This is a genomic window from Bradyrhizobium sp. NC92 (genome assembly GCF_025200865.1).
In the GTDB taxonomy this organism is placed as follows: domain Bacteria; phylum Pseudomonadota; class Alphaproteobacteria; order Rhizobiales; family Xanthobacteraceae; genus Bradyrhizobium.
In genome coordinates, this window is sequence record NZ_CP104171.1 from 236,001 (window position 1) to 254,415 (window position 18,415).

Annotated in this window: 19 protein-coding genes; 8 read left to right on the forward strand and 11 right to left on the reverse strand. The window is 66.0% G+C overall.

The genetic code is table 11. From position 1 onward, the window contains the following. Positions 1–37 precede the first annotated feature (37 nt). The 5 genes from N2602_RS01120 to N2602_RS01140 all read left to right on the forward strand — a co-directional run bounded on the left by N2602_RS01120 (position 38) and on the right by N2602_RS01140 (position 3,386). The gene (locus tag N2602_RS01120; RefSeq protein WP_172787785.1) at positions 38–616 is read left to right on the forward strand and encodes an NADPH-dependent FMN reductase; all 579 of its coding nucleotides are present in this window, start codon (positions 38–40) and stop codon (positions 614–616) included. 6 nt (positions 617–622) lie between these two features. After that, on the forward strand, positions 623–1,333 hold the full coding sequence (gene pyrF, locus N2602_RS01125; RefSeq protein WP_260381493.1) for an orotidine-5'-phosphate decarboxylase: 711 nt from the start codon (positions 623–625) through the stop codon (positions 1,331–1,333). Between the two features lie 25 nt (positions 1,334–1,358). After that, positions 1,359–1,670, forward strand: coding sequence for a DUF1330 domain-containing protein (locus N2602_RS01130; protein ID WP_260381494.1), 312 nt, complete (start codon positions 1,359–1,361; stop codon positions 1,668–1,670). Positions 1,671–1,922: 252 nt separating this feature from the next. After that, positions 1,923–2,738 (forward strand): 4-hydroxy-tetrahydrodipicolinate reductase, encoded by an 816-nt coding sequence (gene dapB / locus N2602_RS01135; protein ID WP_172789470.1) that lies wholly within the window; start codon positions 1,923–1,925, stop codon positions 2,736–2,738. Positions 2,739–2,762: 24 nt separating this feature from the next. Further along, on the forward strand, positions 2,763–3,386 hold the full coding sequence (locus N2602_RS01140) for a 2,3-bisphosphoglycerate-dependent phosphoglycerate mutase (RefSeq protein ID WP_260381495.1): 624 nt from the start codon (positions 2,763–2,765) through the stop codon (positions 3,384–3,386). Between the two features lie 131 nt (positions 3,387–3,517). Here the strand turns inward: N2602_RS01140 and N2602_RS01145 are convergent, their stop codons facing one another. Next, positions 3,518–4,414, reverse strand: coding sequence for a bifunctional helix-turn-helix domain-containing protein/methylated-DNA--[protein]-cysteine S-methyltransferase (locus tag N2602_RS01145; protein WP_212257817.1), 897 nt, complete (start codon positions 4,412–4,414; stop codon positions 3,518–3,520). A 54-nt stretch (positions 4,415–4,468) separates the two neighbouring features. Continuing rightward, positions 4,469–5,002, reverse strand: a complete 534-nt coding sequence (locus N2602_RS01150) for a DUF2244 domain-containing protein (RefSeq protein WP_260381496.1) — start codon at positions 5,000–5,002, stop codon at positions 4,469–4,471. Positions 5,003–5,024: 22 nt separating this feature from the next. Between N2602_RS01150 and nth the strand changes: the two genes are divergently transcribed. Beyond that, positions 5,025–5,777, forward strand: a complete 753-nt coding sequence (gene nth, locus N2602_RS01155) for an endonuclease III (protein ID WP_260381497.1) — start codon at positions 5,025–5,027, stop codon at positions 5,775–5,777. A gap of 22 nt (positions 5,778–5,799) precedes the next feature. Here nth and N2602_RS01160 read toward each other — a convergent pair whose 3' ends face one another. From N2602_RS01160 to N2602_RS01170, 3 genes are all read right to left on the reverse strand, one after another. Then, the gene (locus N2602_RS01160; RefSeq protein WP_260381498.1) at positions 5,800–6,540 is read right to left on the reverse strand and encodes a sulfate transporter family protein; all 741 of its coding nucleotides are present in this window, start codon (positions 6,538–6,540) and stop codon (positions 5,800–5,802) included. 288 nt (positions 6,541–6,828) lie between these two features. Then, positions 6,829–7,281, reverse strand: coding sequence for a nickel-responsive transcriptional regulator NikR (nikR, locus tag N2602_RS01165; RefSeq protein ID WP_260381499.1), 453 nt, complete (start codon positions 7,279–7,281; stop codon positions 6,829–6,831). Between the two features lie 198 nt (positions 7,282–7,479). Then, positions 7,480–9,966 (reverse strand): heavy metal translocating P-type ATPase, encoded by a 2,487-nt coding sequence (locus N2602_RS01170; RefSeq protein WP_260381500.1) that lies wholly within the window; start codon positions 9,964–9,966, stop codon positions 7,480–7,482. A gap of 63 nt (positions 9,967–10,029) precedes the next feature. Here N2602_RS01170 and N2602_RS01175 point away from each other — a divergent pair, with 63 nt between their 5' ends. After that, positions 10,030–10,305: a metal-sensitive transcriptional regulator gene (locus N2602_RS01175; RefSeq protein WP_260381501.1), complete on the forward strand. Its 276-nt coding sequence runs from the start codon at positions 10,030–10,032 to the stop codon at positions 10,303–10,305. 235 nt (positions 10,306–10,540) lie between these two features. Here the strand turns inward: N2602_RS01175 and N2602_RS01180 are convergent, their stop codons facing one another. Continuing rightward, positions 10,541–11,506, reverse strand: coding sequence for a YiiX/YebB-like N1pC/P60 family cysteine hydrolase (locus tag N2602_RS01180; protein ID WP_260381502.1), 966 nt, complete (start codon positions 11,504–11,506; stop codon positions 10,541–10,543). Between the two features lie 192 nt (positions 11,507–11,698). Here N2602_RS01180 and N2602_RS01185 point away from each other — a divergent pair, with 192 nt between their 5' ends. Further along, positions 11,699–13,087, forward strand: a complete 1,389-nt coding sequence (locus tag N2602_RS01185) for an NAD(P)/FAD-dependent oxidoreductase (RefSeq protein WP_260381503.1) — start codon at positions 11,699–11,701, stop codon at positions 13,085–13,087. On the opposite strand, the gene N2602_RS01190 is transcribed toward N2602_RS01185, so the two are convergent. The 5 genes from N2602_RS01190 to rpmI form a co-directional block, all read right to left on the reverse strand. Then, complete coding sequence (locus N2602_RS01190) at positions 13,088–13,858, reverse strand: sulfite exporter TauE/SafE family protein (RefSeq protein WP_172789481.1); 771 nt, start codon at positions 13,856–13,858, stop codon at positions 13,088–13,090. Positions 13,859–13,914: 56 nt separating this feature from the next. After that, a complete protein-coding gene (gene pheT / locus N2602_RS01195; RefSeq protein WP_172789482.1) occupies positions 13,915–16,323 on the reverse strand; it encodes a phenylalanine--tRNA ligase subunit beta in 2,409 nt (802 codons plus the stop codon). Continuing rightward, complete coding sequence (gene pheS, locus N2602_RS01200; RefSeq protein WP_172789483.1) at positions 16,320–17,402, reverse strand: phenylalanine--tRNA ligase subunit alpha; 1,083 nt, start codon at positions 17,400–17,402, stop codon at positions 16,320–16,322. The genes pheT and pheS overlap by 4 nt, the downstream gene beginning before the upstream one ends. Positions 17,403–17,620: 218 nt before the next feature. Beyond that, on the reverse strand, positions 17,621–17,980 hold the full coding sequence (gene rplT, locus N2602_RS01205; RefSeq protein WP_027550107.1) for a 50S ribosomal protein L20: 360 nt from the start codon (positions 17,978–17,980) through the stop codon (positions 17,621–17,623). 79 nt (positions 17,981–18,059) lie between these two features. Next, positions 18,060–18,260 (reverse strand): 50S ribosomal protein L35, encoded by a 201-nt coding sequence (rpmI, locus tag N2602_RS01210; protein WP_008539890.1) that lies wholly within the window; start codon positions 18,258–18,260, stop codon positions 18,060–18,062. Positions 18,261–18,415: the final 155 nt, after the last annotated feature.

Sequence of the window (18,415 nt, forward strand, 5' to 3'; positions counted from 1 at the left end):
GCGCGGCGGGCTCGTTTCGCCGAACGCGTGGGATTGGATGCCAGCTCCCAAGATCCTGATCATTCCCGGCTCGCTGCGCACCGGCTCGCACAATGCGAAGCTGGCGGCGGTGGCGGCCTACGAATTCGCGCAGGCCGGCGTCGACGTCACCCGCATCTCGCTCGCCGATTTTCCGCTGCCGATCTACGACGGCGATCTCCAGGCCAAATCCGGCGTGCCCAAGCACGCGATCAATCTGAAGCGCATGATCGGCGCGCATCACGGCGTCCTCATCGTCTCGCCCGAATACAACGCCTCGGTGCCGCCGCTGCTGAAGAACGCGATCGACTGGGTCAGCCGCGTGCACGAGCTGCACGAGGCGCGCGGCGAGGTGTTCCGCAACCGCGTCTTCGCGCTTGCCGGCGCGTCCCAGAGCCGGTTAGGTGCCGCCCGCGCGCTGCAGGCGCTGCGGCTGATCCTCTCCTCCTGCCACGCCAATGTGATTGCGAGCCAGCTCACGCTCGCCTTTGCCGACCAGGCCTATGACGATATGGACAGGCTGAAGAACGAGGGCGATATCGCCGCCTTGAAGGAGCTGGTCGCGCAGTTGATCGACGTTTCCCAACGCATGATGTGAGGTGACATGACGCCAGCCGAAATCGCCCCAAGGGACCGCCTGATCGTAGGCCTCGATCTGCCCAGCGTGGATGCCGCGGAGGCGATGGTCGCAAGGCTCGGCGACAGCGTCACCTTCTACAAGATCGGTTATCGCCTCGCTTACGCCGGCGGGCTGCCCCTCGTCGCCAAGCTTGCCGACAGCGGCAAGAAGGTCTTTCTCGATCTCAAGCTGCACGACATCGGCAATACCGTGATGCAGGGTGTTCAGAGCATCATCAGGCTCGGCGCTACCTTTCTGACCGTCCATGCCTATCCGCAGACGATGAAGGCGGCGGTCGAAGGTTGCGCGGGCTCCGGGTTGAAAATTCTCGCCGTCACTGTGCTGACCTCCTACAACGACGACGACCTGCATGCAGCGGGCTATCGACTCCACGTTTCCGAACTGGTTGAAGCGCGGGCGGCGCAAGCGCAGGCGCTTGGCGTTGCCGGCATTGTCTGCGCGCCGGAGGAGGTCGGCAATCTGCGCAAGATCGTGGGGCACCAGACGAGTCTCGTCACCCCAGGCATCCGGCCCGCCGGCACGGCCGCTGGCGATCAAAAACGCATCATGACCCCCGGGCGCGCGATCGCTGCGGGTGCCGACTACCTCGTCGTTGCGCGACCCGTGATCGAGGCTGTCGATCCCAGGGCAACAGCCGAAGCCATCCACGCCGAGATCGCGCAGGCGCTCGGTTAACCCACCAACAACAGGGAGAAGAACAATGGCAAAGGGTTACTGGATCGGGCGTGTCGATGTCAGCAATGACGAGGGCTACAAGCCCTACGCGATCGCCAACGGTCCCATCTTCCAGAAATGGGGCGGCCGCTTCGTCGTCCGCGCCGGCAAGTTCACCGCCGTCGAAGGCGCCAGCCGCAACCGCAACGTCGTGATCGAATTCCCGGACTACGAGACCGCGCTCGCCTGCTACAACTCGCCGGAATACCAGGCCAACATCAAGGTGCGCCAGCCACACTCGATCGCCGACCTCATCGTCATCGAGGGCTATGACGGCCCGCAGCCGCAGGACGGCTGAGACGCTTTCTTACCCTCCCCTGGAGGGGGAGGGTCGCTGAGCATGGAGCGAAGCGGAATGCGCAGCGGGGTGGGGTGATCTCTCCACGCGGGCACTGTTCGTCGCGGAGGGACCGTCACCCCACCCCGCTCGCGCTGCGCGCGATCGACCCTCCCCCTCCAGGGGAGGGTAAGAGCGCGTCACCGCCCCAGATCCCCCTCGGTTGCCGGAACTGCCTCCCCCCGCTACAACGGCTCCGAAGAGGATCACACCATGTCCGACATGCGGTTGATTGTTGCGGGAGCCGGCGGCCGGATGGGCCGGGCGCTGGTGCGGGCAATTGCCGAGAGCAAGGGTGCGGTGCTGGCCGGCGCGCTGGAGGCGCCGGGCTCCGACCTGCTCGGCAAGGATGCCGGCGTGCTCGCAGGCCTGCCGGCCAATGGCATCAAGCTTTCCGCCGATCTCTGGGCGATGTCCAAGGACGCCGACGGCATCCTCGATTTCACCGTGCCGGCGGCGACCATCGCCAATGTCGCGATCGCCGCCGAACGCGGCCTCGTGCACGTCATCGGCACCACCGGGCTGTCCGGCTCCGACAATGCGGTGATCAAGAGCGTCACCAACCGCGCCGTCGTGGTGCAGTCGGGCAATATGAGCCTCGGCGTCAATCTGCTCGCCGCCGTGGTCAAGCGCGTCGCCAAGGCGCTCGACCAGAGCTTTGACATCGAGATCGTCGAGACCCATCACCGCATGAAGGTCGATGCGCCCTCGGGCACGGCGCTGATGCTGGGCCAGGCCGCAGCCAGTGGCCGCGGCGTCAGCCTCGATGACCATTCCGAGCGTGGGCGTGACGGCATCACCGGCGCGCGCAAGCCGGGACATATCGGTTTTGCCTCCTTGCGCGGCGGCACCGTCGCCGGCGATCACAGCGTGACCTTCCTCGGCGCGTTCGAGCGCCTGACGCTGTCGCATCAGGCCGAGGACCGCATGCTGTTCGCACATGGCGCGCTGAAGGCGGCACTATGGGCGCATGGCAAGAAGCCGGGGCACTACTCCATGGCCGACGTGCTCGGCCTATCCGACATCTAAACTGAACAACACGGAAAGCAGTTGATGAGCGAACGTCTTCTCGTGCTCGTGCGCCATGGCCAGAGCGAATGGAATCTGAAGAACCTGTTCACGGGATGGAAGGACCCCGACCTCACCGAGCTCGGTGTGAACGAAGCCAAGGAAGCCGGCCGCAAGCTGAAGGCACAGGGCCTGGTGTTCGACGTCGCTTTCACCTCGGTGCTGACGCGCGCGCAGCACACGCTCGATCTCATTCTTGCCGAGCTTGGCCAGGAGGGTCTGCCGACCTCGAAGAACCTCGCGCTGAACGAGCGCGACTACGGCGATCTCTCCGGTCTCAACAAGGACGACGCCCGCAAGAAATGGGGCGAGGAGCAGGTCCATGTCTGGCGCCGCTCCTACGACGTGCCGCCGCCCGGCGGCGAAAGCCTGAAGGACACGCTCGCGCGCGCGCTGCCGTATTACGTGCAGGAGATCCTGCCCGGCGTGCTCAACGGCAAGCGCACGCTGGTTGCCGCCCACGGCAACTCGCTGCGCGCGCTGATCATGGTGCTGGAAAAGCTCTCGCCCGAAGGCATTTTGAAGCGCGAGCTCGCGACCGGCGTGCCGATCATCTACCGCCTCAACGCCGACTCGACCGTGGCCTCGAAGCTGGATCTGGCGGGCTGAGTTTCGCCACACACGCGGTGCCGTAGGGTGGGCAAAGCGCAGCGTGCCCACGCAGCGTCAGCGGTTTAAGAGAGATGGTGGGCACGGCGCTTTGCGCCTTTGCCCACCCTACGGCACTGTGCTTGTTACGCCTACTGCAGCCCCAGCTGCCCGGCTTCCCAGCCCAGCATGGCCTGCTTGCGGGTGATGCCCCAATGGTAGCCGGTCAGCGTGCCGCTCTTGCCGAGCGCGCGATGGCAGGGCACGACGAAGGAGACCGGGTTCTTGCCGACGGCCGCGCCGACGGCGCGCGAGGCCTTCGGATTGTTGATGTTGCAGGCGATGTCGGAATAGGACACCGCGCGCCCCATCGGAATTCTCAAGAGCGTCTCCCACACCCGCACTTCGAAATCGGTGCCGATCAGCACCACGCGCAGCGGCTGATCCGGCCGCCACAGCTTTGGATCGAAGATGCGCGCTGCGATCGGCGCGGTGCCGTCGTGATCTTCCACATAGGTGGCGTTCGGCCAGCGCCGCGTCATGTCGGCGAGCGCGATCTTCTCCTCGCCGTGATCGGCGAAAGCGAGGCCCGACAAGCCGCGGTCGGTGGCGATCACGATCGCGGTACCGAACGGCGAGGGATGGAAGCCGTAGCGCAGGGTGAGCCCCGCGCCGCCGTTCTTCCATTCGCCCGGCGACATCGCCTCATGCGTCACGAAGAGATCGTGCAGCCGGCCCGGCCCCGACAGGCCGGAGTCGAGCGCCGCGTCGAGGATGCTGGCGGAATCCCGCAGCAGGTTCTTGGCGTGGTCGAGGGTGAGCGCCTGCATGAAAGCCTTCGGCGTGATCGAGGCCCAGCGGCGGAACAGATGGTGCAGTTCGTCCGGCGTCACGCCGGCGGCATCCGCCATCGCCTCGATGGTCGGCTGCGCGCGCCAGTTCGCCGAGATGAACGCGATCGCCCGCCGCACCGAATCATAGTCGCGCAACGCGGCGTTCTGGGTGCCCGGTTTGGTCAGGCGCTGGTCATGTATCGCAAGGGTCATCATGACTGGAAATGTAGGGAAGGGGGCGGCGCGAAACCACCCGATTTCCGACTGTGCTCAGGTCACCGGATTATAGGTCGGGCCACGCCGCGCGGCGTTCAGGGCGACAACCAAGGCATTGTAAAAGCTTGCTTTTTCTTCCGGCCCGAGAAAGCCTGCGATGAGCAGCCGGCGGCCGCGGGAGATCAGATAGAGGTGCTCGATGCCGTATTCCTCGTCGACCTCCTGGTCGAGCCTGACCCAGAGCGGATTGAAGGTCCATTCGGCAACCTGGCCGCGATGGCTGACGCGTCGCACCCGCAATTCCGTCGGCGTCACCACGATCTCCTCGCTGGCCCGTGCCGCGCGAAAATTGACCTTGAAGGCCCACCAGATCACGAGCACGTCGAGACCGAAGAAGCCGAACACCGGCCAGGCGCCCATTATCAGGAAAGCGACGCCCGTGACGAAGCTGACGGCGCTCAGGAACAGCATCACGGCGAGAAAGCCGGTGCGGTTCAGCGAGCGGTGCGGCGTCAGCAGCGCGGAGAAGATCTGAGGCTCGTCCTCGCTATCAGATCGCGGCCACGCAATTTCGTTGCCTGTGCTCATCGTCCATCAGTATATCCCGATCATGGCGAAAATCACCCGCAAGCCGGTCCCGCGCAGAGCGGCAGTTCCGAAGAAAAAGGCCAAACCGGTCGCGACCAAGCCGAAAGCGCCCGCGAAGAAATCGCTCAAAGCCACAAGGCCCTGGACTCCCGCCGAGGTCCACGAGGTCTTCAGCCGCTTCCGAAAGGCCAATCCGGAGCCGAAGGGCGAGCTCGAGCACGTCAATCCGTTCACGCTGCTGGTCGCCGTGGTGCTGTCGGCGCAGGCGACCGATGCCGGCGTCAACAAGGCGACGCGGGCGTTGTTCGAGGTTGCCGACACGCCGCAGAAGATGCTCGATCTCGGCGAGGAGCGCTTGCGCGACTACATCAAGACCATCGGCCTCTACCGCACCAAGGCGAAAAACGTCATCGCGTTGTCGGCGAAGGTGCTCAGCGATTTCGGTGGCGAGGTGCCGCGCACGCGGGCCGAGATCGAGTCATTGCCCGGTGCAGGACGCAAGACCGCCAACGTCGTGCTCAACATGGCCTTCGGCGAGCACACCATGGCGGTCGACACGCACGTCTTCCGCGTCGGCAACCGCACCGGACTTGCGCCGGGCAAGACACCGCTCGAGGTCGAGCTCGGTCTCGAAAAGGTAATCCCGGCCGAGTTCATGCTGCACGCGCATCATTGGCTGATCCTGCACGGCCGCTATACCTGCCTTGCCCGCAAGCCGCGCTGCGAGGTCTGCCTGATCAACGATCTCTGTCGCTGGCCGGAGAAGACGGTCTGAGACAGCGCCGTGCCGGGTGCATTTATCGCACCTGCCGCGCCGGCTCGATCAGCTCGGGCCGCGGGCCTGACAGGCGCTTGTGCATGTGGACCATGAAGGCCATGCCGAAGATCGGCGTCGCCAGATTGACGATCGGGATCGAGACGAAGGCGGCGATGAACAGACCGGCGGTGAAGATGGTCGCGGCATTGTCGCGCCGCATCGCCTTGGCTTCCTCCGGCGGGCGGAAGCGCATCGCGGCGAGCTCGAAATATTCGCGGCCGAGCAGCCACGCCGCGGCGATAAAGAAGATCAGGAAGCCGGCGCCGGCGAACAGCACCAGCGGCAGAGCGATCAGATAGACCAGGATCGTCAGCAGCGCGGTCTTGATGCCCTCGAGCATAGCCTGGCTGAACGGCAGCGCGGCGCCCGGCCGCTCGCCGGGATAATGTTCGCGCTCGACGATCTCGGCGACGTCGTCGACGAACAGGCTCGCCACCAGCGAGGTGATCGCAGGCATCAGGAAGATGCCGCCGAACACCACACCGAGGCCCGCCGCGATCGAGACGATCCACGAGAGAACCTCGAGCGAGGAATGCCAGCCCGGCCCGAGCAGGCCTTCCAGCCACACCTCGCCGGAGGTCGCAAACCAGCTGAGCAGCCGCTGCAAGCCGATCGCCAGCACGGTGATCAGCACCAGCGCAAGCCCGATCGACCGCCACAGGATCGAGCGCATCGGCGGCGAGATCATTTGCGACAGCGCCTTGATGGCGGCATCCAGCATGGGGGACCCTCGGAGGTAGACTCTGCGCGAGAGGTAGAGACCGAATGCGGCTTCGGCAAGGGCAGGTGGCAGCTCGAAGGTGGCGCGATTTCTTGCTTACCCTCCCCTGGAGGGGGAGGGTCGATCGCGCGCAGCGCGAGCGGGGTGGGGTGACGGTCCCTCCGCGATGAACAGTGCCCGAGTGGAGAGATCACCCCACCCCGTCACGCGATCTCGCTCTGCTCGATCACGTGCCGACCCTCCCCCTCCAGGGGAGGTAAGAGCCGCTACTCTCTCTCCTAGAGTAGCCTACTCGTGCCGATGGCCATGCCCGTGCCTGCGCGCCTTCGCCGACTTGCCGTCGCCCGTCGGGATCATCACCACGCGGCCGTAGCGCACGCCGCGCTCGGCGATGATGTGGTCGGCGAAATGCCTGACCTCGGCGGCCGCGCCGCGCAGCGCCGTCATCTCCATGCAATTGTTGTCGTCGAGGTGGACGTGCAGCGTCGCCAGCGCGAGGTCGTGGTGGCCGTGGAATTCCTGCACCAGCCGTTTCGACAGATCGCGCGCCGCGTGGTCATAGACGTAGACGAGGCCGGCGACGCATTGGCCGGTCTGCGCGGTATCCTCGGCGCTCTGCTGCAGGCCGGCGCGCGCGAGGTCGCGGATGATCTCGGAGCGGTTCTGGTAGCCGCGCGCTTCAGCCGCCGCGTCGATCTCCGCCAGGAGATCGTCCTCGATCGTGATCGTAATCCGCTGCATCAGGTCCTCCGCGGGCGCCGCTCTCTCTCACCTCGCCCCCTTGCGGGGAGAGGTCGGAATTCAAGCGTAGCTTGAATTCCGGGTGAGGGGGACTCTCCGCGAATCCAATTGTCACCGTCCCTGTGGAGACTCCCCCTCACCCCAACCCTCTCCCCGCAAGCGGGGCGAGGGAGCGCACCGACCTCGCAGCCAAAGCGGTCACAGCCGCGTCGCACGCAGCCGCAGCGCGTTGCCGACGACGCTCACCGAGGACAGCGCCATCGCCGCCGCGGCGATGATCGGGGAGAGCAACAGACCGAACGCCGGATAGAGAACGCCGGCCGCGATCGGAATCCCGGCGGCGTTGTAGATGAAGGCGAAGAACAGGTTCTGCCGGATGTTGCTCATCGCCGCCTGAGACAGTTTCCGCGCGCGGACGATGCCAACGAGGTCGCCTTTGAGCAGCGTCACGCCGGCGCTCTCCATCGCAACGTCGGTGCCGGTGCCCATGGCGATGCCGACCTCGGCCGCCGCCAGCGCAGGCGCGTCGTTGACGCCGTCGCCGGCCATGGCGACGCTGCGGCCGGCCTTCTGCAGTTTTGTCACCACCGCGCTCTTCTGGTCCGGCAGCACCTCCGCTTCGACCTCGGCGATGCCGAGCCGGCGCGCCACGGCCTCGGCCGTGGTGCGGTTGTCGCCGGTCAGCATGATCACCTTGATGCCTTCCGCCGCGAGCGCCTTCAGCGCCTCCGGCGTCGAGGCCTTGACCGGATCGGCGATCGCGAACAGGCCGGCCAGCCGGCCGTCGACCGCCATGTTGATCACGGTGGCGCCGTCGCCGCGCAGCCGTTCGGCTGCGGCGTCGAGCGATTGGGTATCGATGCCGATCGACGACAGATATCTGGCATTGCCGAGCACGACGGTCTGGCCGTCGACCTTGCCGGTCGCCCCCTTGCCGGTCGGTGAATCGAACTGCTCGACCTGGCCGAGGGGGAGCTGCTTTTCCTTGGCCGCGCGCACGATGGCGTCCGCCAGCGGATGCTCGCTGGCGCGCTCGACGGTGGCCGCAATGCGCAGGATGTCATCCTCCGCGAAGCCGGACGCCGGCACGATCGAGACCACCTTGGGCTTGCCCTCGGTCAGCGTGCCGGTCTTGTCGACTACCAGCGTGTCGATCTTCTCCATCCGCTCCAGCGCCTCGGCGTTCTTGATCAGGACGCCGGCTTGCGCGCCGCGGCCGACGCCGACCATGATCGACATCGGGGTGGCCAGGCCGAGCGCGCAGGGGCAGGCGATGATCAGCACGCTGACGGCGGCGACGAGGCCGAAGGCGAGCCGCGGCTCCGGTCCGAACCAGGCCCACGCGCCAAAGGCTGCGATGGCGACGACGATCACTGATGGCACGAACCAGCCGGCGACCTGGTCGGCCAGGCGCTGGATCGGCGCGCGCGAGCGCTGTGCGTCCGCGACCATCTGCACGATCTGCGACAGCAGCGTCTCGCGCCCGACCTTGTCGGCGCGCATGATGAAGCTGCCGGACTGGTTCAGCGTGCCGGCGATGACTTTTGCACCTTGCTCCTTGGTGACCGGCATGGATTCGCCTGTCACCAGCGATTCGTCGAGCGACGAGCGGCCTTCGAGGATAACGCCGTCGACCGGCACCTTCTCGCCGGGGCGGACGCGCAGGCGATCGCCGGCGTGCAGCGTGTCGATCTCGACCTCATGTTCGCTTCCGTCGGCGTCGACGCGGCGCGCGGTCTTCGGGGCGAGCTGGAGCAGCGCCTTGATCGCGCCCGAGGTCGCGTCGCGGGCGCGCAGCTCCAGCACCTGGCCGAGCAGCACCAGCACGGTGATGACCGCGGCCGCCTCGAAATAGACCGCGACCGCGCCTTCATGGCCGCGGAAGGTGGCGGGGAAGATCTGCGGTGTGACCGTGCCGAGCACGCTGTAGACATAGGCAACGCCCGTGCCCATCGCGATCAGCGTGAACATGTTGAGATTGCGCGTCAGCAGCGATTGCCAGCCGCGGACGAAGAACGGCCAGCCGGCCCACAGCACCACGGGCGTTGCGAAGACGAGCTGGATCCAGTTCGACAGCGTCGGATCGATCCAGCTGTGGGGGCTTGCGAGATGGCCGCCCATCTCCAGCACCACCGGCGGCAGCGACAGCAGGCCGCCGATCCAGAACCGCCGCGTCATGTCGGCGAGCTCCGGATTGGGGCCGGTCTCCAGGCTTGCGACCTCAGGCTCCAGCGCCATGCCGCAGATCGGGCACGTGCCCGGCCCGATCTGGCGGATCTGCGGGTGCATCGGGCAGGTGTAGATCGTGCCCGCGGGCATCTCCGGTTCGGGCGCCTTGTCCTTGGCAAGATACTTGGCAAGATACTTGGCAAGATACTTGGCGGGATCGGCGGCGAACTTGGTGCGGCAGCCGGCCGAGCAGAAATGGAAGGTCTCGCCATGATGTTCGAAGCGATGCTTCGAGGTCGCGGGATCGACGCTCATGCCGCAGACGGGGTCTTTGACCTTGGTTGCGGCGTCGCCATGATCGTGGGCGTGATGATGGCCATGGCCGGTATGATCGCCGTGGCCGCCGCAGCACGAGGGAGCCTCGGGCTTGGCCGCCGGCGCTGCAGCTTTCGTGGAACAGCCGCACCCGGCAGGCGTTTCCGCGCTGTGACGATGCTCGTGCTCGTTGTTGTTCATTGCCATGTTCCGGCCTTTGCGCCTGGTCTTGAAACCTATACCCGGTAGGGGTATATAGTCCCCATGCGCAAGGACATCAAGGTATCCGTCGGAAAACGTCTCGGCCGGATCGAGGGCCAGGTTCGTGGTCTCTCGAAAATGGTAGAGGAAGACCGCTACTGCATCGACATCGTGACGCAAATCGCGGCGGTGCGCGCCGCGCTGCGCCGGGTCGAGGAAGAGGTCCTGAAGGATCACGTCGCCCATTGCGTCGAGCACGCCATCGCGAGCGGCGACAAGGCCGACCAGCGCGCCAAGATCGCGGAGTTGATGGCGGTGATCGGACGGGCGGAGCGGTAACCCGCGCTCTCTTCCGTCATTGCGAGCGCAGCGAAGCAATCCAGACTTTTAGCGCGGAGGCAGTCTGGATTGCTTCGTCGCAAGAGCTCCTCGCAATGACGGTGGAAAAGTCTCGTAGGGTGGGCTAAGCGGAGCGTGCCCACCATCCGTTAGTGATCGCGTGAGAACGTGGGCACGGCGCTTCGCGCCTCTGCCCACCCCACGAGACCGGGCGAGATCTCTCCGCGCGCCGAACCTAAGCCGCCATCTCCCGCGTCTGCGCGCGGTACACCGCGAGCTCGCTGAGCAGCACAAAGTGCTCGGAGAAAACAACGCTGGCTTGCGCGGCTTGCGCGCTCACTTCTTTAGCCGGAATCTCAAGCGGCGTCTCTTCGTCAATCGCCTCAGGAACGAGCGGCGGCGCACGGAGCGTTTCTGGAAACACACTGAACGTGCCCGCCACCTCCTCGAGCGGCTTTTGCTTGTCGGCCCAGTGCAGGGCGGTGTAGTCGAATCCATTGACGATGGTGGGCTTGACCACCTCGAAATAGGGCGAGATGTCGAAGTCGCGGGGCATGTAGAGCGAGGAATCGCGGATGTGCAGGATTTCGCGCCGCGCGGCGCGGCTGCCGGCCTTGGTGATCTTCGGCAGGATCGGGTAGCGCACGGCGTCGAAGGCCTGCGCGATCAGCGCCGAGCAGATGATCTTGGTCGGGTCGCCCGAGCCGATCGCGATCATGCGCCGGCGCCAGCGCTGCGGTATCGGCAGCGGGAACAGATAGCGCATGAGGTCGACGATGTTCTTGGTGTCGTAGCCGAACCCGATGCGGTTGATCGCATAGCGGCAGACCGTGGTGCGGTCCTCATAGGACAGCCCGACCGGGCGGCAGAGGCGGGTGTGATAGGGGAAATATTTCGACAGCGGTGCCGAGGTGACGCCTTCGCCGATATTGGCCTCGATCAGAACATGCGGCTCGCCGTTGGGCTCCTCTGCCCCCTCGATCGGACCGACATAGAGCGCGGCATGCGACCAGGTCGACTGCGTCAAATATTTGATGATGCCGGAGATGCGGTTGTTGCCCTCGACCAGCAGCACGTCGCCGGGCGCGATGACGCCGCGCAGATGCTCCGGGTCGCTCGGCGTGAACGGCTCATAGCCCGGCACCTCCTTTGAGAGGTACGCGGCAATCAGCTTGCCGACAGAATCCAGGACCGTCCCCATCTCGAACTCCCCCCACGGCCTTTTCCGGCCGTCTTTTTCCCTTCTCTATCATGGTCGAAACGTGTTGCAATTCGGTTCATCGCTCTGTGAGATCAAGCATGATTGATTCACCATGATGGTTGCTGCGCAACATCAGATACGGCAAGGTTCGCGGGCTGTTCCCGTTCGCCGCAAGTCCCCGGAAACCATGACATGACAATCACGCGCCGCGGCTTCCTTTCGGCGTCCGCGGTCCTTGCGGCGATGCCGGTGCTGCGCGCATCCGCCGCGCCCCTGCCGCGCGAGGCCGACATCGTGGTGATCGGTGCGGGGGCTGCGGGAATTGCCGCGGCGCGGCGTATCATTGCAACGGGCCGCAAGGTCATCGTGGTGGAAGCAGCATCGCAAGTCGGCGGCCGCTGCATCACCGACAGCACGACCTTCGACACCCCGTTCGACCGCGGCGCGCGCTGGATGCACAATCCCGACACCAACCCGATGATCCGGCTGGCGCGCAGTGCCGGGCTGGACGTGCTGCCGGCGCCCTCGGGCCAGAAGATGCGCATCGGCCGCCGCAACGCCCGCGCAGGCGAGACCGAGCAGTTCCTGGCCGCCCTGGTGCGCGCCAACCGTGCCATCGACGAGGCCGCGCGGGGCAAGCTCGATACCTCCTGTGCCGCCGTGCTGCCGAAGGATCTCGGCGACTGGGCCGGCGCGGCCGAGTTCATGCTGGGCGCGAGCTTCGCCGGCAAGGACCTGAAGGAGCTGTCCGCGATCGACAAGGGACGCGCGCAGGACCGCAACGCAGCGATCGCCTGCCGCCAGGGCCTCGGCACGCTGATCGCCAGGCTCGCCGAGCAGGCGCCGGTGGCGCTGGCGACACCGGCGAGCCGCATCGCCTGGAGCAACCGCGACGTCAGCGTCGAGACGCAGGCCGGCAAGATCGCGGCGCGCGCCGCCATCGTCACGGTCTCGACCAACGTGCTGACATCGGGCGCCATCAAGTTCGCCCCCGACATTCCCAAGCGAACGCTGGATGCGGCATCGAAGCTCAGCCTCGGCAGCTACGATCGCATCGTGCTGCAGCTGCCGGGCAATCCGCTCGGCCTGTCGCGTGACGACATCCTCATCGAGCAGAGCAATTCGACCCGCACGGCGTTGATGTTCGCCAATATCGGCGGCTCCTCGCTGTGCTCGATCGATGTCGGCGGCTCGTTCGGCCGCGATCTCTCGGAGCAGGGCGAGAAGGCGATGGTGGCCTTTGCCAAGGAGTGGATCGCAAAGCTGTTCGGCAGCGAGGCTGCTTCCGCCGTGCAGAAGACCAGCGCCACGCGCTGGAATGCCTCGCCCTACGTGATGGGCGCAATGTCGGCGTCTGCGCCCGGCGGCCAGCTCTCGCGAAAGATTCTGACCGAGCCGATCGGCAATGTCTTCCTCGCCGGCGAAGCCACGCACGAGACGCTTTGGGGCACCGTCGATGGCGCCTGGGACAGCGGCGAACGCGCCGCGGATGCAGCCCTGCGCAAGATCGGCGCGCTCAAGGACGAGCCTGCGGATGTGCCGACGCAGTCGACCAAGAAGCGGCGCGTGCCGAGGCAGTAGTTACCGCAACACGCCGTCCAACGCCGGCAGCCCAAAGATCACGGCCATCGCAATCAGCGCGTAGCAGATGCCGCGAAACACTTTCTCGCTCGCGCGCCCGAACAGCGAGGCGCCGAAGGCGACGCCGAGGGCGTAGACGGGGCCGACGATCAGCGACAGCACCAGCGATTCGCGGCTGATCAGGCCGGTGGTTGCGTAGCTGACCATCGAGAAGAAATCCGACGCGCCGAAGAACAGCACGATGTTGGCGCGCGCGACGATCGGCGCGATCGGGCGGCCGAGCCAGTAGCCGACGATCGGCGGGCCGCCGGTCTGCGCGAGACCGCTGCAGAAGCCGGAGAGGCCGCCGATGCCGACCGACAGCCAGGCGTGGTCCTTGCCGCGATAGCGCCACCCCGACAGCAATAGCAGCAACAGCGCCGCGACGAAGCAGGAGATGATCCAGCGCGTGGTGACGGGTTCGAGCACGCTGAGGAAATAAGTGCCGATGGGTACGCCGATCAGCGCGCCCAGCACGATGACCGCGGTGGCCTTGCGATCGGCCTTCCGCCAGGCCTCGGGCAGCAGCGGCGCGGCCGCGACGAAGTCGATGACGAGCAGCAGGGCTGCAACGAGCCGCGGCGCCGCGAAGCTGCTTGCCAGTGGCATGAAGATCAGCGCCGCGCCGAAGCCGGAGAAGCCGCGCGCGGTGCCCGAAACGAAAGCGACGGCGCAGAGCGCCGTCGCGATCGTGAGGCTGAAGTCCTTCGGAAGGAAATCAGCGAAGGTCATGCTCTATGACTCCCAAGCATGACTTTTGTCCGAAAACCGCTTCACACTTTTCGGCGTCATGCTCGCAAAACGCCGCCGGTCTTCTTGGTGACCTCGGCCACGATCTTGGCGCCGACGGCCTCGATCTCCTGATCGGTCAGGGTTTTTTCGCGGGGCTGAAGCGTGACCGCGATCGCGATCGACTTCTTGCCGTCATCGATGCCCTTGCCCTCGTAGACGTCGAAGACGTTGACGCCCGTGATCAGCTTCTTGTCGACGCCTTGCGCGGCGCGAACGATGTCGCCGGCCCTGACGCCGCGGTCGACAATGAACGCGAAGTCACGCGACACCGGCTGGAACGCCGAGAGCTCGATCAAGGGCTTGGCGCGCGTCGGCTTCTTCTTGGCCTCGGGAATGCGGTCGAGGATCACCTCGAACACGACAAGCGGCCCGTCGGCGCCGAGTGCCTCGAGCGCTTTGGGGTGCACTTCGCCGAAATATCCGAGCACGTTCTGCGGCCCGATCTGGATCGTGCCGGAGCGGCCCGGATGCAGCCAGCCGGGACCACCCGCCACGATCTGCAGCGCCTGCATCGGCGCGCCGGCGGCCGCCAGCACCGCCAACGCATCGGCCTTGGCGTCGAACACGTCGGCCTGCGCCGAGCCGGACCAGTGCCGTCCGAGACCTTCAGATGAAGCAAGGCCGCGGCGCACGCCACTCGCCGCCATGAACTGGTCCTGGGGGCGATCGCCCTTGAACACCTGGCCGACCTCGAACAGCGCGACATCGCCGAAGCCGCGATCGGCATTGGCCTGCGCCGCCGCGATCAGGCCGGCGAGCAGGGTCGGGCGCATGTCGGAGAGATCCGAGGCGATCGGGTTCGCCACTTCGAGCTCGCGCTGTCCGCCGCCGAACAATTCGGCGGCCGGCTTGGCGATGAACGACCAGGTGACGGCTTCGACCATGCCGCGGCTTGCGAGCGCGCGCCGCGCGCGGCGGGTGCGCAGCTGCAGCGGCGTGAGCACCGGCTTGCGCGGCTCGTCGCCGCGCTCGAACGGCGTCATCGGCACCTTGTCGACGCCGAAGATGCGGACGATCTCCTCGACGATGTCGGCCTTGCCGTGCACGTCGGAGCGCCACGAGGGCACCGCGACCTTCACCACCGGGCCGGGACCCGCCATCATGAAGCCGAGATGGGTCAGGATGCGCTTCATCTCGACCTGCGGCACCTCGATGCCGGAGAGGCGCTTCACCTCCGTGACCGGGAAGTCGATCACGCGGTCGTCGGCGAAGGCTTTGCCGACCACGACTGTTTCGGACGGCGTGCCGCCGCACATCTCCATCACCAGCTTGGTCGCGAGCTCGACGCCGGGCACCATGAAGGCCGGATCGACGCCGCGCTCGAAGCGGTAGCGCGCGTCCGAATTGATGCCGAGCTTGCGGCCGGTCTGGGCGATGTTGATCTCGTTCCACAGCGCCGATTCGATCAGCACGTCAGTCGTGTTCTCGTCGCAGCCCGAGGCTTCGCCGCCCATGATGCCGGCGAGCGATTCGACGCCATGCTCGTCGGCGATCACGCAAATGGCGGGATCGAGATTGTAGGTGCGGCCGTCGAGCGCCAGCAGGCTCTCGCCCTCGCGCGCGCGGCGCACGACGAGATTGCCCTTCACCTTCCTGGCGTCGAACACGTGCAGCGGGCGCGCACGGTCGTAGGTCATGAAGTTGGTGATGTCGACCAGCGCGTTGATCGGACGCAGCCCGATCGCGGTCAGCCGCTTCTGCAGCCATTCCGGCGACGGTCCGTTCTTGACGCCGCGCACCAGGCGGAGCGCAAAACCCGGACAGAGCGTGGCATCCTCGACCGTGACCTTCACGGGGCAGGGGAATTCGCCCTTGATCGGCTTGATCGTAGGGTCCTTGAACCTGCCCATGTCGGCGGCGGCGAGATCGCGCGCGATGCCATGCACGCCGGTGCAGTCCTGCCGGTTCGGCGTCAGGTTGATCTCGATCACGGGATCGCCGAGCCCGGCCCATTCGGCGTAAGCCGCGCCGATCGGCGCGTCCACGGGCAATTCCATGATGCCGTCATGGTCGTTGGAGATCTGCAGCTCGGCCGCCGAGCACAGCATGCCGCGGCTCTCGACGCCGCGAATGGTGCCGACGCCCAGCGTGATGTCCTTGCCGGGAATGTAGGTGCCGGGCGGTGAGAACACACTGACGAGGCCCGTGCGCGCATTCGGCGCGCCGCACACGACCTGCACCGGCGCACCACCGTCGCCGGTATCGACCATGCAGACCCGCAGGCGATCCGCATTCGGATGCTGCTCGGCCGAGATCACCTTCGCAATGGTGAACGGCTTCAGCGCCTTCGCCTTGTCCTCGATGTTCTCGACCTCGAGCCCGATCATGGTGAGCTTGTCGGCGAGCTTGTCCAAAGGCTCGTCGGTCTCGAGATGATCCTTCAGCCAGGAGAGGGTGAATTTCACGTGCTCAGCCCTCCGGCAAGCGTTGGTACTTCGAGCGGCTTGAAGCCGTAGTGGGACAGCCAGCGGACGTCGCTGTCGAACAGCTGGCGCAGGTCGGCGATGCCGTATTTCAGCATGGCGATGCGGTCGATGCCCATGCCCCAGGCAAAGCCCTGGTACTCGTCGGGATCGATGCCGCAGGCGCGCAGCACGTTCGGATGCACCATGCCGCAGCCGAGGATCTCGAGCCAATCCTCGCCCTCGCCGAAGCGGATCTCGCCCTTGTCGCGGCGGCACTGGATGTCGACTTCGAGCGACGGCTCGGTGAACGGGAAGAACGAGGGCCGGAAGCGCATGTTGATGTGGTCGACCTCGAAGAACGCCTTGCAGAACTCGTGCAGGATCCATTTGAGGTGGCCGAGATGCGAGTGTTTGTCGATGACGAGGCCCTCGACCTGATGGAATTGCGGCGTGTGGGTCGCGTCCGAATCGATGCGGTAGGTGCGGCCCGGGCAGATCACGCGGATCGGCGGCTTCTGGCTCAGCATGGTGCGCACCTGCACCGGCGAGGTGTGGGTCCGCAGCAGCATGCGCGAGCCGTCCTCCCTCGGATGGAAGAAGAACGTGTCGTGCATCTCGCGCGCCGGATGGCCTTCCGGAAAATTCAGCTTGGTGAAGTTGTAGTCGTCGGTCTCGATATCAGGGCCTTCGGCCACCGAGAATCCCATGTCGGCGAAGATGGTGGTGAGCTCGTCCCAGACCTGGCTCAGCGGATGGATGCGGCCGGCCTCCGCCGCCGTATCGCGCAGCGGCAGGGTGACGTCGACGGTCTCGGACGCCAGCCGCGCATCCAGCGCGGCCGACTTCAGCACGTCGCGTCGCGCCGCAAGCGCCTGGCTGACTTCGTCCTTGGCCTGGTTGATCGCCGCGCCTTGCGTCTTGCGCTCGTCCGGCGACATCTTGCCGAGCGTGGCGAGCAGCGCCGAGATCGAGCCCTTCTTGCCGAGGGCTGCAACGCGCACGGCCTCTAACGCAGCCTCGTCGGCAGCCGCGGCGATGTCGGTGATGATCTGGGCTTGGAGCTGGGCAAGATCGGTCATGGCAATCCCTTTTGGCCAGGATGCTGAGCCGATGATCCTAGCCCGTCACGCCCGGCCCAAAAGCGCGAAGCGCGTCTTCGCGTTAGATTCGCCGGGCATCCACGTCGGAGAAGTTGTGCTTTGCGCGAGAGATGACGGCCGGGGCGATGAAGCGCGAGACGCGCCTCTGCCCGGGCCATCACAAGCTCAATGCTGCGCAAGTTGCGCAGTTGGGCGGCTTACGCCGCCAGCGCGGCTTTGGCCTTCTCGGCGATCGCCTGGAACGCGGCAGGCTCGCGGATCGCGAGATCCGACAGCACCTTGCGGTCCACGGTGATGCCCGACTTGGCCAAGCCGTCGATAAATCGGCTGTAGGTCAGGCCGAACGGACGGACGGCAGCGTTGAGGCGCTGGATCCAGAGCGCGCGGAAGGTGCGCTTGCGACGCTTGCGGTCGCGGAAGGCGTATTGCTGGGCCTTCTCCACGGCCGGCTTGGCGGCGCGGATGGTGTTCTTGCGGCGGCCGTAGAAGCCCTTGGCGGCCTTGTAGACTTTCTTGTGCTTGGCGTGGGCGGTCACACCGCGTTTGACGCGAGACATGACGAAATCCTTCAGAGATGACTTTGGTTATCGGATCGCCGCGCGGACGCGGCAGGGATGGCAATGATCGTGGACGCGATCAGGCGTTCGGCAAGAAGTACTTCTTGACGTTGTCGCCGTCGGTCTTGAACAGCACGCGGGTGCCGCGGAGCTGACGGATCTGCTTCTTCGTCCGCTTGATCATGCCGTGACGCTTGCCGCGCTGGGCGTGCATCACTTTGCCGGTGGCAGTCACCTTGAAGCGCTTTTTAGCGCCCGATTTGGTCTTCAGCTTGGGCATTTGGCTCTCCTAATGGCCACAGAGATCCGCCCGCGAAGGCGGCTGGACCGTCAATAATGCTCGTTAGAGCGTTGATTGTGCTCAGGTTTTGCGAACAAGCGCGAAACCCGCACGAGACACCGCCACGGCAGCCCGTAAATCAGCCGGGCGATGAA

What these genes read in the sequence shown, in the direction of transcription:
- N2602_RS01120 (WP_172787785.1), top strand. Translation starts at nt 38, where the DNA reads ATGCCAGCTCCCAAGATCCTGATCATTCCCGGCTCGCTGCGCACCGGC.
- pyrF (WP_260381493.1), top strand. Translation starts at nt 623, where the DNA reads ATGACGCCAGCCGAAATCGCCCCAAGGGACCGCCTGATCGTAGGCCTC.
- N2602_RS01130 (WP_260381494.1), top strand. Translation starts at nt 1,359, where the DNA reads ATGGCAAAGGGTTACTGGATCGGGCGTGTCGATGTCAGCAATGACGAG.
- dapB (WP_172789470.1), top strand. Translation starts at nt 1,923, where the DNA reads ATGTCCGACATGCGGTTGATTGTTGCGGGAGCCGGCGGCCGGATGGGC.
- N2602_RS01140 (WP_260381495.1), top strand. Translation starts at nt 2,763, where the DNA reads ATGAGCGAACGTCTTCTCGTGCTCGTGCGCCATGGCCAGAGCGAATGG.
- N2602_RS01145 (WP_212257817.1), bottom strand. Translation starts at nt 4,414, where the DNA reads ATGATGACCCTTGCGATACATGACCAGCGCCTGACCAAACCGGGCACC.
- N2602_RS01150 (WP_260381496.1), bottom strand. Translation starts at nt 5,002, where the DNA reads ATGAGCACAGGCAACGAAATTGCGTGGCCGCGATCTGATAGCGAGGAC.
- nth (WP_260381497.1), top strand. Translation starts at nt 5,025, where the DNA reads ATGGCGAAAATCACCCGCAAGCCGGTCCCGCGCAGAGCGGCAGTTCCG.
- N2602_RS01160 (WP_260381498.1), bottom strand. Translation starts at nt 6,540, where the DNA reads ATGCTGGATGCCGCCATCAAGGCGCTGTCGCAAATGATCTCGCCGCCG.
- nikR (WP_260381499.1), bottom strand. Translation starts at nt 7,281, where the DNA reads ATGCAGCGGATTACGATCACGATCGAGGACGATCTCCTGGCGGAGATC.
- N2602_RS01170 (WP_260381500.1), bottom strand. Translation starts at nt 9,966, where the DNA reads ATGAACAACAACGAGCACGAGCATCGTCACAGCGCGGAAACGCCTGCC.
- N2602_RS01175 (WP_260381501.1), top strand. Translation starts at nt 10,030, where the DNA reads ATGCGCAAGGACATCAAGGTATCCGTCGGAAAACGTCTCGGCCGGATC.
- N2602_RS01180 (WP_260381502.1), bottom strand. Translation starts at nt 11,506, where the DNA reads ATGGGGACGGTCCTGGATTCTGTCGGCAAGCTGATTGCCGCGTACCTC.
- N2602_RS01185 (WP_260381503.1), top strand. Translation starts at nt 11,699, where the DNA reads ATGACAATCACGCGCCGCGGCTTCCTTTCGGCGTCCGCGGTCCTTGCG.
- N2602_RS01190 (WP_172789481.1), bottom strand. Translation starts at nt 13,858, where the DNA reads ATGACCTTCGCTGATTTCCTTCCGAAGGACTTCAGCCTCACGATCGCG.
- pheS (WP_172789483.1), bottom strand. Translation starts at nt 17,402, where the DNA reads ATGACCGATCTTGCCCAGCTCCAAGCCCAGATCATCACCGACATCGCC.
- rplT (WP_027550107.1), bottom strand. Translation starts at nt 17,980, where the DNA reads ATGTCTCGCGTCAAACGCGGTGTGACCGCCCACGCCAAGCACAAGAAA.
- rpmI (WP_008539890.1), bottom strand. Translation starts at nt 18,260, where the DNA reads ATGCCCAAGCTGAAGACCAAATCGGGCGCTAAAAAGCGCTTCAAGGTG.